Origin of the sequence: Crossiella sp. CA-258035 (assembly GCF_030064675.1) — a bacterium.
Taxonomy (GTDB): domain Bacteria; phylum Actinomycetota; class Actinomycetes; order Mycobacteriales; family Pseudonocardiaceae; genus Crossiella.
The window spans coordinates 1,604,001-1,613,687 of record NZ_CP116413.1 but is presented as its reverse complement, the minus strand read 5'-3'; the positions used below and the strand labels follow the sequence as shown (position 1 = coordinate 1,613,687).

General features: G+C 66.7%; 17 protein-coding genes and 1 tRNA gene. 4 read left to right on the top strand and 14 right to left on the bottom strand.

Translation table 11 applies throughout. The features are described from left to right. Positions 1-9 precede the first annotated feature (9 nt). The 10 genes from N8J89_RS07790 to N8J89_RS07745 all read right to left on the bottom strand — a co-directional run bounded on the left by N8J89_RS07790 (position 10) and on the right by N8J89_RS07745 (position 3,439). Complete coding sequence (locus tag N8J89_RS07790) at positions 10-381, bottom strand: hypothetical protein (RefSeq protein ID WP_283663664.1); 372 nt, start codon at positions 379-381, stop codon at positions 10-12. Continuing rightward, positions 378-668, bottom strand: a complete 291-nt coding sequence (locus N8J89_RS07785; RefSeq protein ID WP_283663663.1) for a hypothetical protein — start codon at positions 666-668, stop codon at positions 378-380. Before N8J89_RS07785 ends, N8J89_RS07790 begins: the two co-directional genes overlap by 4 nt. Beyond that, positions 665-1,063 (bottom strand): hypothetical protein, encoded by a 399-nt coding sequence (locus N8J89_RS07780; RefSeq protein WP_283663662.1) that lies wholly within the window; start codon positions 1,061-1,063, stop codon positions 665-667. The genes N8J89_RS07785 and N8J89_RS07780 overlap by 4 nt, the downstream gene beginning before the upstream one ends. Then, positions 1,060-1,275, bottom strand: coding sequence for a hypothetical protein (locus N8J89_RS07775; RefSeq protein ID WP_283663661.1), 216 nt, complete (start codon positions 1,273-1,275; stop codon positions 1,060-1,062). Before N8J89_RS07775 ends, N8J89_RS07780 begins: the two co-directional genes overlap by 4 nt. Then, a complete protein-coding gene (locus tag N8J89_RS07770) occupies positions 1,272-1,559 on the bottom strand; it encodes a hypothetical protein (RefSeq protein WP_283663660.1) in 288 nt (95 codons plus the stop codon). Before N8J89_RS07770 ends, N8J89_RS07775 begins: the two co-directional genes overlap by 4 nt. Then, positions 1,559-1,750 carry a hypothetical protein gene (locus N8J89_RS07765; RefSeq protein ID WP_283663659.1) on the bottom strand — a complete coding sequence of 64 codons (192 nt, stop codon included), beginning with the start codon at positions 1,748-1,750 and terminating at the stop codon, positions 1,559-1,561. The genes N8J89_RS07770 and N8J89_RS07765 overlap by 1 nt, the downstream gene beginning before the upstream one ends. Beyond that, complete coding sequence (locus N8J89_RS07760) at positions 1,750-2,655, bottom strand: hypothetical protein (protein ID WP_283663658.1); 906 nt, start codon at positions 2,653-2,655, stop codon at positions 1,750-1,752. The genes N8J89_RS07765 and N8J89_RS07760 overlap by 1 nt, the downstream gene beginning before the upstream one ends. After that, the gene (locus tag N8J89_RS07755; protein WP_283663657.1) at positions 2,655-2,918 is read right to left on the bottom strand and encodes a hypothetical protein; all 264 of its coding nucleotides are present in this window, start codon (positions 2,916-2,918) and stop codon (positions 2,655-2,657) included. The genes N8J89_RS07760 and N8J89_RS07755 overlap by 1 nt, the downstream gene beginning before the upstream one ends. Positions 2,919-2,990: 72 nt before the next feature. Further along, positions 2,991-3,200, bottom strand: a complete 210-nt coding sequence (locus N8J89_RS07750) for a helix-turn-helix domain-containing protein (protein WP_283663656.1) — start codon at positions 3,198-3,200, stop codon at positions 2,991-2,993. Next, positions 3,197-3,439 carry a helix-turn-helix domain-containing protein gene (locus N8J89_RS07745; RefSeq protein WP_283663655.1) on the bottom strand — a complete coding sequence of 81 codons (243 nt, stop codon included), beginning with the start codon at positions 3,437-3,439 and terminating at the stop codon, positions 3,197-3,199. Before N8J89_RS07745 ends, N8J89_RS07750 begins: the two co-directional genes overlap by 4 nt. Before the next feature lie 214 nt (positions 3,440-3,653). Here N8J89_RS07745 and N8J89_RS07740 point away from each other — a divergent pair, with 214 nt between their 5' ends. From N8J89_RS07740 to N8J89_RS07730, 3 genes are all read left to right on the top strand, one after another. Further along, the gene (locus N8J89_RS07740; RefSeq protein ID WP_283663654.1) at positions 3,654-4,034 is read left to right on the top strand and encodes a hypothetical protein; all 381 of its coding nucleotides are present in this window, start codon (positions 3,654-3,656) and stop codon (positions 4,032-4,034) included. Positions 4,035-4,233: 199 nt separating this feature from the next. Next, on the top strand, positions 4,234-4,482 hold the full coding sequence (locus tag N8J89_RS07735) for a hypothetical protein (protein ID WP_283663653.1): 249 nt from the start codon (positions 4,234-4,236) through the stop codon (positions 4,480-4,482). Between the two features lie 12 nt (positions 4,483-4,494). Beyond that, the gene (locus N8J89_RS07730; protein ID WP_283663652.1) at positions 4,495-5,697 is read left to right on the top strand and encodes a site-specific integrase; all 1,203 of its coding nucleotides are present in this window, start codon (positions 4,495-4,497) and stop codon (positions 5,695-5,697) included. A gap of 70 nt (positions 5,698-5,767) precedes the next feature. Here the strand turns inward: N8J89_RS07730 and N8J89_RS07725 are convergent. Then, positions 5,768-5,843 (bottom strand) — tRNA-Asn (locus tag N8J89_RS07725). A gap of 133 nt (positions 5,844-5,976) precedes the next feature. On the opposite strand from N8J89_RS07725, the gene N8J89_RS07720 reads away from it, so the two are divergent. Continuing rightward, positions 5,977-6,321, top strand: coding sequence for a hypothetical protein (locus N8J89_RS07720; RefSeq protein ID WP_283666387.1), 345 nt, complete (start codon positions 5,977-5,979; stop codon positions 6,319-6,321). Between the two features lie 64 nt (positions 6,322-6,385). Here the strand turns inward: N8J89_RS07720 and N8J89_RS07715 are convergent, their stop codons facing one another. From N8J89_RS07715 to dnaG, 3 genes are all read right to left on the bottom strand, one after another. Next, positions 6,386-7,147: a trans-aconitate 2-methyltransferase gene (locus N8J89_RS07715; protein ID WP_283663651.1), complete on the bottom strand. Its 762-nt coding sequence runs from the start codon at positions 7,145-7,147 to the stop codon at positions 6,386-6,388. An 89-nt stretch (positions 7,148-7,236) separates the two neighbouring features. Then, the gene (locus tag N8J89_RS07710) at positions 7,237-7,782 is read right to left on the bottom strand and encodes a hypothetical protein (RefSeq protein WP_283663650.1); all 546 of its coding nucleotides are present in this window, start codon (positions 7,780-7,782) and stop codon (positions 7,237-7,239) included. Next, positions 7,783-9,681: a DNA primase gene (gene dnaG, locus N8J89_RS07705; RefSeq protein WP_283663649.1), complete on the bottom strand. Its 1,899-nt coding sequence runs from the start codon at positions 9,679-9,681 to the stop codon at positions 7,783-7,785. Between the last annotated feature and the right edge of the window lie 6 nt (positions 9,682-9,687).

Here is a 9,687-nt window from a genome sequence, read left to right as displayed (position 1 = left end):
AGTCGGGCATCACGCGTTCGCCTCGATCATTTTCCAGACCGGGCAGGGGGCTTCTCGGAGCCATTCGTCGCCATGTTCGTTGACCTCGGACGGGCATCCCCGACACCAGCCTTGCTGTGGAGCGTGGTCGGCGAGGAGCGCCGAGACAGCGGGATGCGTCTCCGTTGCGACGAGTTCGACGTGGCGTTCGAGGAGGTGTTGGTATGCGGCGGCTTCCTCGCGTGCCCGCGCCTCGGCTCGCAGGCGGTTCTGTTCCTGCTCTTCCGGAGTTGGTCCGTTGAGGAAGCGGAGCAGGATGTGCCGGGCTCGCGACGAGTCGCTGAGCGGGATGTACATGGGGGTATCGGTGGAGCGGTCACCGACGATGCGGTGGCCGGTCATGACTGTCCCCTGCGGGACACGATCATCTGACGCCACTGAGCAATCAGCGGACAGCTGCCAGTACTATCCAGCCAGGATCCGTTGAAGCCGTGCGTCTCAGCCCACGTCAACGGCTTGCCCACCAGACATTCGTAGAAGTCCCCATACACCTGGCCGAGGACCCAGGATCCGGCGTCTCCCATGTCGGGGGTGAGCAGGTCGATGTCCTTGTCCCACCCGGGGGTTTGGTTGTCCAGCCAGTCCACCCCGCGCTGCACTTCCGGGCTGATCTCGATCGTGTCGTTCATCGCTTGCTCCACTTCCGGTAGATGGCGTAGCCGACACCGACCGCGGAGGCCGCGGCGACGAAGGCAGCCCCGACAGTGGAACTGCGAGCGACCTGAACGGCAGTCACCAGCAGTGCGCCAGACAGGGCAAGGAGAACCAGCGCGTGCAGCCCAAGTTCGCGGGTAGCGGCGTCGTCGTCTTCCTGCTGCTGCACCGCCTGATGGAACTCGCCCAACTGGACGTAGATGAACTGACCAGGCCACTCCGTGGATGACAGGTACACGTACGGTTCAGTCAGGCCGTCATCCGCGACACGTTCCACGAACAAGCTGACACCGCCGACACGCTTGCCGCACCACTTGGTGCCACGGCGGGGGATCACGGTCTCACCGAGGTAGGGGATGGTCACGCTCACGTCGCACCGTCCATTCGGGACTGAACGAAGGCAAGGAAGTCGGGGAGGGTCCCGTCGTCGCCGAACGGGTCTCGGCCGGTGCCCCAAACGACATGGGCCAGTTCGGGGCGGATCCTGTTGAGCAGGTTGAAAAACGCTTGTCCGCGACGCTGGGTGGGGTGGCGCTGCGCGTAGGCTTCAGCGCTGGCACAGTACGCCTCAAACTCGCTCATGCCGCACCCGCCCGATGCTCGCGATCCCAATCCGCCAGGCGATCCGAGCCGTCGAAGGTCAGCAGAACCCGGGCCGGTTGATTCCAGGTGAGACGACGACTGGACTCCACCGTGACCAGACGAGCGTGGAACAGTTGCACCAGGGCATCTGACTCAGGCGGGGTGATCTCACCGCCGACCATCCACACCCAGTGCCCGTCGTGGCCTTGGGTCTGTCCCACTTCGAGTTCGGCGACGTGTCGCAGTGCCTGGTGCAGGTTGGAGGTGTAGCGGATGAGTGCCATCACCATCCCCTCCGATCCGCGATCTTGACGACAACGAGAGCACCGACCTGGATCGCGACTTTGAGCACCAGGGGGAACGCGACCCAGAACCAGGACCAGGCGATGTGGTCGGACAGCTTCAGGCCGACGAAGAGCACGAACAGCAGGTCGTAGATGTCGACAGAGGCGGATTCGCGGTCGGTGTAGGTCATCACGCACCGTCCAGCATGCGTCCAGAACCGACGAACGACGCACCGTCGTGGATACCTTCAGCGTCGCCGATGAACGTGGGTGACCACCCAGCCTTGACGAAGCCCCGCGCCTGATCGATCGACATCGGACGCGTCACGCCCCAGGCCGACTCTGGGGTTGTCAACCACCGCGCCAAATCCTCAGCGGTGACGAACACCGGCGAGATCGGCGAACCCTCGCTCACCGTCTCCCAAAGCTGCCAGCCATCGCCAGTCGGCGGCTCCGTGCGTTCCCACGCCTCGGCCTCGGCTCGCTGCCCCGGGTATGCCTCAAGGGAGCCGCAGCCCTCACAGCGGGCGCACTCCACCGGCATCCCGTCACGTTCGCAGCGAGCGCGGATCACGATGCTTGCGTTGAGCGCGTCGTGGCCGAAGCTGCGCAGCGACCACTCATTCACCTCGGCTGCGGTGGGGTGAGGCGTTGGATCGATGTCCTGCCAACCCTTGCCAGGGACAACCCGTCGGGTGAGGTCCCAAAGGCGGTCGGCTGCCAACAGCGCATCCACATCGTCTTGGTTGAGGTGATGAGACCACTGGCCGTTCCAGAGCCGGGCTAGCCGCCAAGCTTCTCGGATGACTGCTGAGGTATCGGTTCCGTAGAAGTCCGGCGAGCTACTGACGTTGCGTGTCGCGAACGCACGCACGGCAGGGGTGTCGGCAGTCAGCGGCGTGGACCCGTTGTCTGCGGGCTTGAATGGTACGTAGCCGTACCAGAGGCTGTGCAGTCGCTGGGCATACGCTGAGTACCCATTTTCGCAATCAGGGCACTGCTCACCACTCAACCAGTCCGGCATCAGGTAGCCCCCCCAGACCTTGTTGCGTGGCCACTCGAAGTCCAGCGCCACACGCTTGATCTCGCGTCCCATCACGACACCGCCTTCAGGTACGCGGGCTCGTGACGCCCAGAAGCGAGAACTGGCGCGAACGCCTTCAACTCCCGCCCCGCCTCCCAAGCCGTCGACAGAGACAACACATGGAACGGGTTGACCGGATGGGGCGCGAACGCCGCCACCCAGCCCAGCGCGAAAGCCCTACCGCGCTCGCGATCCACGATCACCGAGGCCGGGACACGGCCCGCGCCTTCGCAGTGGGCATGTCTGGGGGTTTCGGTAGTCTGCTGGTGGTTCACCGGAGGCTCCTTCTCCTGGTGTCCAAGCGGGTCGGGGCTGTAGCCGCAGTCCTGACCCGCGCTGTCTGGGTGTTACGCCGCTGCCGGATCGACCTTGCGCGCCTCGATCCAGGCGTCGAGGTCCGCGATCCGGTACTTCACCGACCCGCCGATCCGCACGTAGGACGGCCCTTTGCGGGCGGATCGCCAGTGCTTCAACGTGTCCGGCTCCAGGTCGAGGTAGACCGCGGCTGCGTTGGTGTCGATCAGCGGCGCGTGCCCGCATCCTGCGGCGGTGTTCATGCCGCGTCCGGGGTTGCTGTCACGAGCGCCACGTACGGGACCTTCAGAACGTCTGCCAATCCTCGAACGAGGGCTGGGCTAGCCCCCTTGCGTCCGAGTTCGACGTTGGACAGGTGGTCTGCGGTGACCGGGATGCCGGCGGAGGCGAGGAGGTCGGCTGTCTCTTTGATGGAGAGACCGCTCAGCTCCCGGATCGCTCGGATCGCGGGTCCGTTGCTTGTGGTGGTCCGGGCTGCCATGCCAAGAAGTTAGACAGGTTCTGACAGGTTTGCAAGGTTTCTGGCTGAATCTGTCTAGGTTTTCTGTCGACAACTTACTGAGCCAGTAGGCCAATCGGCGACCAAACGTGCGCCATGCAGGTTAAATAAGGATGGCCTACCTTGTGTTGACAGTCAGATTGAGACAGGATCTGGCTCCATGCGAGACAGGAACAGACAGAATCTTGCGGACCTCATGGAGCGCCGCAAGGAAGAGCTGGGCCTGAGCTGGCCTGAGATCGCCTCCCGAGGCGGTACCACCCGGGAAACGCTGCTCCAGGCAAGGAACGGGTCATCTCGCCTGCGGTCATCCACGCGACGCGCTATCGAGCTAGGTCTGTCCTGGGCGGCCGGTTCGGTGGCGCGGATCCTGGAGGGAGGCCAGCCGACCACGATGGACGAGCCGGTGCCGCGGGCGGCCATCGAATCAGGTGATCTGTCTCCCCAGCAGGTCGTGAAGGTCTTGTCGGCGCTGGCGGACTTGGGTGACGCCAGCTTGTTCTGGGAGACATACCGCACCCTCTACGCACGCGTGCACGGCACAGCGCTCGACGAAAGTCAAGACCAGATTAACTAGTCCGTCCGGGTGAATACGTTCGGAGTATCCGATCCGTGACTAGGTAACGGCCATCACATGACGCAGGGTAGCTGTCACGAGTACTACTGATGCGCCAGACGGCGGTTGTCACGGGGAGGCCACAATGGTTTGGACCAGGTCATTCAAGCGCTCACTAGCCTGCTCGGCGGCCTTGGACCTCGCACTTGTATTTACAACCTTGACACTCGCAGTCACCGCAGCGCCGTCACTGATTGCTATCGCGTTGCTCTTCTCGGCTACCGCGCTCGCGGGATTCGGCACCATCGTCCTCATCGCAGCCTACTGGGTCACCAACCGGATCATCTCCAGCATCGATGACCACCTAGCCAACGCCGAGCTTCGCGGCCAGGCCCGCGGAGAGGCGATGGCCTACGCCGAGATCCTAAATCCGGGAAGCACTCGCCGCAGACGCCTACGTTCGATCTAGCAAGGAGGAGCCATGGGGAGGACTGGCCGCCCCCCGCTCCCGGTCGGTACGTTCGGGGAAATCTGGGTCACCCGGAAGAACGGACGCCCTCTAGCAGAGTGCTACTACCGGGACTACGACGGCGTGACCCGCCGGGCGAAGCGATACGGGGATTCCCCGACTAAGGCGAAGATCGCGCTCAAGAAGGCGTTAGCAGAGCGCCGATTCGGAGAAAGCCCAGACGACATGAACGCCGAAACGAAGTTCAGCGTTGTCTGCGAGAAGTGGTGGGAAGAGTTCGAGGCCGACTCGACCAAATCCCCCACAACCAAGAGGCTGTACGAAGACCGCATGAACAATCAGATCATCCCAGCGCTTGGTGAACTGCGGGTCCGGGAGGTCACACTCGGACGGATCGGGAAGATGATCAAGTCTGTCACCAAGGAAAACGGCACCTCTACGGCGAAGGCCACCCGGTCGGTACTCAGCAAGATCCTGGGATTTGCTGGCCGTCACAATGCGGTCAACAGGAATCCGACCAAGGATCTCGAACGGATCGAGCAGGGGCGGAAGACAGGAAGCCGTTCGCTTGAGTTGAGCGAAGCTATCGAACTTCGCAAGCAGATCCACGGCGACAAGAAGTCTAAAGCCCGCGACCTGCCGGACTTCTCAGACATGATGCTCGCCACTGGTATGCGCATCGGCGAAGCATCCGCAGTGGTGTGGGATGCGATCGACTGGACCCCCGGTGCGGAAGCGGTAGAGATCCGCGGCACAGTCATCCGAGAGAAGGGCGTCGGGCTCTATATCAAGTGGGAGCCGAAGACGCCGGCCGGGTACCGGACACTGGATTTGCCGTCATGGACAGTAGCCATGCTGAAGGCGCGGCGTACTCGGCTCGCCCGCGTTGACCTGACGTTAGTGGCACCTGATGCCCCTGTGTTCACCGCCCCCAAGGGTGGGCTGCGTGATCCCTCCAACACGCAGGCCGACCTCCGGGAGGCATTCGACCTGCCGGACGAGAAGGGTGTCGCAACGACCGAGTGGACGTGGGTGACGTCGCATGTGTGGCGGAAGACGGTGGCGACCCTGATGGATGAGGCGGGCAAGACGGCGCGGGAGGCGGCGGACCAGTTGGGGCACGCGAAGGTGTCGACGACCCAGGATCACTACTTCGGGCGGAAGAAGCGGGTGTCGGGCGGCGCGGAGGTCATGGAGGCTGTCGAAGGCGCGTGACGTTTCCGGAGCCTTTCCGGAGCCTTGATCTTGAACGCAAAGAAGGCCCAGGTCATGTGACCTGGGCCTTTGGCTCCTCCGGTTGGACTCGAACCAACAACCCTGCGATTAACAGTCGCATGCTCTGCCAGTTGAGCTACGGAGGACTGGCATGTGTCCGGCGGTGCCTGACGGGTAATACCTTAGCGCACTCCGCGGAGCGGTTTTCACCACCCCCCTCACTGGGGATCTTCGCTCCGCGACCACGGGTGTTCACGCAGGTCAAGACGAGGAGGAGCCATGATCAGGTTCGCGCTCGGGGTCGCCGTGGGCTACGTGCTTGGTACTCGCGCGGGACGGGAACGGTACGAGGATCTGGTCCGGACGTACCACCGGATGGTGGACCACCCGGCCGTGCAAGGCACCGCGGGGACCGTTCGGGCCAAGATCGACGAGAAGATGGGGTGGTCGGAGAAGAAGGCCGGGCGGCACGACCAGGGGACCGCTAAGGCGGGACAGGGCGACAAGCTGATCTCCGAGGTCGACCGTCAGCGGGCCAGTGGCGGCACGGCCAAGCCTGGCGAGCCCGCCAAGGCCGCCGGGGCGCCCAAGTCCACCGCGCCGACCTCGACCACCAGGGCCTAGGCACCGCGGTCAGGGCGTGCCCGGCGGGCAGGTGGCTCGCCGGGCGCCCTGTCGCGCCCTGGGCTCATTTCTTGCGGCCCACGGCGAAGATCCGGCGCATCGGGAACCAGGTGACGTCCTGGCCGTGCGCGGGGTAGGCGGCGCGCAGCTGGGGTGCCAGTTTGGCGGTGAACTGCTGCCAGCCGGACTCGTCCAGGGCCGCGCGGACCGGGCGGAGGGCGGTGCCGCTGATCCAGTTCAGCACCGGGTCGGCGCCGCGCAGCTCGTGCAGGTAGGTGGTCTCCCACACGTCCGCGGTGAACCCGGCCGCGGTCAGCACGCCCGCGTACACCTCGGGCCGGGGCACCGCGTCCTCCGGGCGGAATGTGCCGGCCAGGGTGTCCCGCCAGGCCGGGCTCTCGGCGATGCCGCGCGGGATGGTGTGGCTGGGTTCGCGGAAGTTGCCGGGTACCTGGAAGGCGAACCAGGCACCGCTGGGCAGGCGGTCCAGCCAGCCGGGCAACAGGTCGAGGTGGCCGGTGACCCACTGCAGCACGGCGTTGCAGACCACCACGTCGGTGTCGCGGTCCGGCCGCCAGTCGCGCACGTCGCGCAGCTCCGCGTCGATTCCGGCCGCCCTGGCCGCCTCGACCATCTCGACGGAGGAGTCCAGCGCGGTGATCTTGGCCGCGGGCCAGCGGCTGGTCAGCACCGGGGTGAGGGTGCCGGGGCCGCAGCCCAGGTCGACCACGTGCCGGGGGTCGGTGGCGCCGACGCGGGCGAGCAGGTCGTAGAACGGGCGTTCCCGGTGGTCGGCGAAGGCCAGGTAGGTGGACGGGTCCCACATGCGGCAACCTCCAGCTCGCTCAGCAAACCGTACGTACGTACTGTATAGCGCGAGCGGCGGGGGCGGTACCCCGTCGGCGAAGGCGCGGGCTAGAAGGCGCTGGCCTGGGCCTCGCGGATCTTGCGGGCCACGTCCGCGGCCAGCGTGGTCACCGCCGCCTCGTCGGTGCCGGGGTCGGCGCGCACCTGCAGCACCACACCGTCGCGGCCGGGCACCTTGCGCTGCACGAACCACGCCCCGCCGCCGGGCAGCTCGTGCCGGTGGGTGGAGCGGATGGAACCGGTGACCCTGGCGTGCACCACGTCGGGCAGCCGGTAGGCCTGCGCCAGCGGGTAGCGGCGCGGCGGCTGGTCGGTCAGCAGCACCGCCTCCCCCGCGGTGCCGTGTTCGAGCGCCTCGGTCACCGCGAGCACGTCGTTGCCCCAGACCGCCTTGCTGATCAGGTGCCAGGGAATCCGGCGCTGTCCGTCCTCCTCGGCCACCACCAGGGCGTGCGAGGTCGCGACCAGGTGGCCGCCGCCGGTGAGCTCGGCGAAGGCCAGGATGTGCTCCTCACCGGTCAGCGGCACGTCCAGGCCCTCGGGCAGCCGCACGCCGCCGGTGATCTTGTCGGTGAAGCGTCCCCACCAGCTCATCTACACGCCGCCCATCGCCTGTTCGCGGAGTCCCTTGTGGTACTGCTCCATGGCCACCAGGTCGCCGAAGAGCGCGCGGTACTCGTCGGCGTCGGTGACCGGAGAGATGCGTTGCAGCCTGGACTTGATGTCGGCGATCTGCCTGGCCACCAGGCTGGCCTGCATGTTGGCGATCAGCCCCAGCACGTAGCGGTCCTCCGCCGACCTGGTGCGCAGCGACTCCACCGCCAGCTCGGTCACCAGCGAGCGCACCACCGAGTGCTTGCACTTCTGCGCGATCGCGTCCACGAACGAGGCGCCGGAGAGCCCGCAGGAGGTGCCGCCCGCGGCCAGGATCGACCGGTGCAGCTCCAGGTAGGCGGGGTGGGTGAAGGCCTCTTCGGAGATCGAGTCGTAGGCGGGGCCCGCGATGCCGGGCAGCTGGATCGCCGCCTTGAGCACCTCCCGCTGCGAGCGCAGCTGGGGGTCCTGCGGGGACGGCCTGCTCGGCCCGTCCACCTCCACCGCCAGCGCGGCCTGGTTCGGGTCCACCGGGCGGCGGCGCGGGGTCTTCTCCGGGGCGGCCTTGCCGCCGGAGATCTCCCTGATCCGGCGCAGCACCCCCGGGGTGTCGTCCCAGCCGACCCAGCCGGCCAGCTGCCGCCCGTACTCGTCGCGGAGGGACTCCTCCTTGATTTGGGCGACCAGCGGCACCGTGCGGCGCAGCGCCTCGACCCGGCCCTCCGCGGTGTCCAGGTTGTGCTCGGCGAGCAGGGTGCGGATGGCGAAGGCGAACAGCGGCTGCCGCCGGGCCACCAGGTCCCGCACGGCCACATCGCCCTTGTCCTGGCGGAGCTCGCAGGGGTCCATGCCGTCCGGGGCGATCGCGATGAAGGTCTGGGCGGCGAACTTCTGCTCGTCGTCGAATGCCTTCAGCGCGGCCTTCTGCCCTGCCGCGTCGCCGTCGAAGGTGAAGATGACCTCGCCGCGGAAGGCGTCGTCGTCCATCAGCAGCCGCCGCAGCACCGAGATGTGGTCGGCGCCGAAGGCGGTGCCGCAGGAGGCGACCGCGGTGGGCACCTCGGCCAGGTGCATGGCCATCACGTCGGTGTAGCCCTCCACCACGACCACCTGGCGCCTGCGGGCGATCTCCCGCTTGGCCAGGTCGATGCCGAAGAGCACGTGCGACTTCTTGAAGATCGGCGTCTCGCTGGTGTTGACGTACTTGGCCTCGATCGGGTCGTCGGGGAAGATCCGGCGCGCGCCGAAGCCGACCACCTCGCCGCCGAGGTCCTTCAGCGGCCAGAGCAGCCTGCGGTGGAACCGGTCGATCGGCCCCTGCCGCCCCTCCTTGGCCAGCCCGCACTTGTACAGCTCGTCCAGCTCGAAGCCGCGGCCGATGAGGTGGCGGGTCAGCTTGTCCCAGCCCGCGGGGGCGAACCCGCAGCCGAACCGGTCCGCGGCGGCCTGGTCAAACCCGCGCTCGGTGAGGAACTCGCGCGCCTTGACCGCATCCGGGGTCTGCAGCTGCTCGACGTAGAACTGGGCGGCGGCCTTGTGCGCCTCCAGCATCCGGGTCTTGGTGCCGCGGTCGCGCTGCACGGTCGCGCCGCCGCCGGTGTAGGTGAGCCGGTAGCCGATGCTGTCGGCCAGCCGCTCCACTGCCTCGACGAAGCCGATGTGCTCGTACTGCTGGACGAACTGGATCACGTCGCCGCCGACGCCGCAGCCGAAGCAGTGGAAGGTGCCCTTGCTGGGCCGCACGTTGAACGACGCGGTCTTCTCGTCGTGGAAGGGACACAGCCCCTTCAACGTGCCGCCGCCGGCTCGGCCAAGGTTGACGTACTCGCCGACCACGATGTCGATCCGGCACCGATCACGGACCTCGGCTATGTCGCTGTCCCGGATTCGTCCTGCCACAGGGGC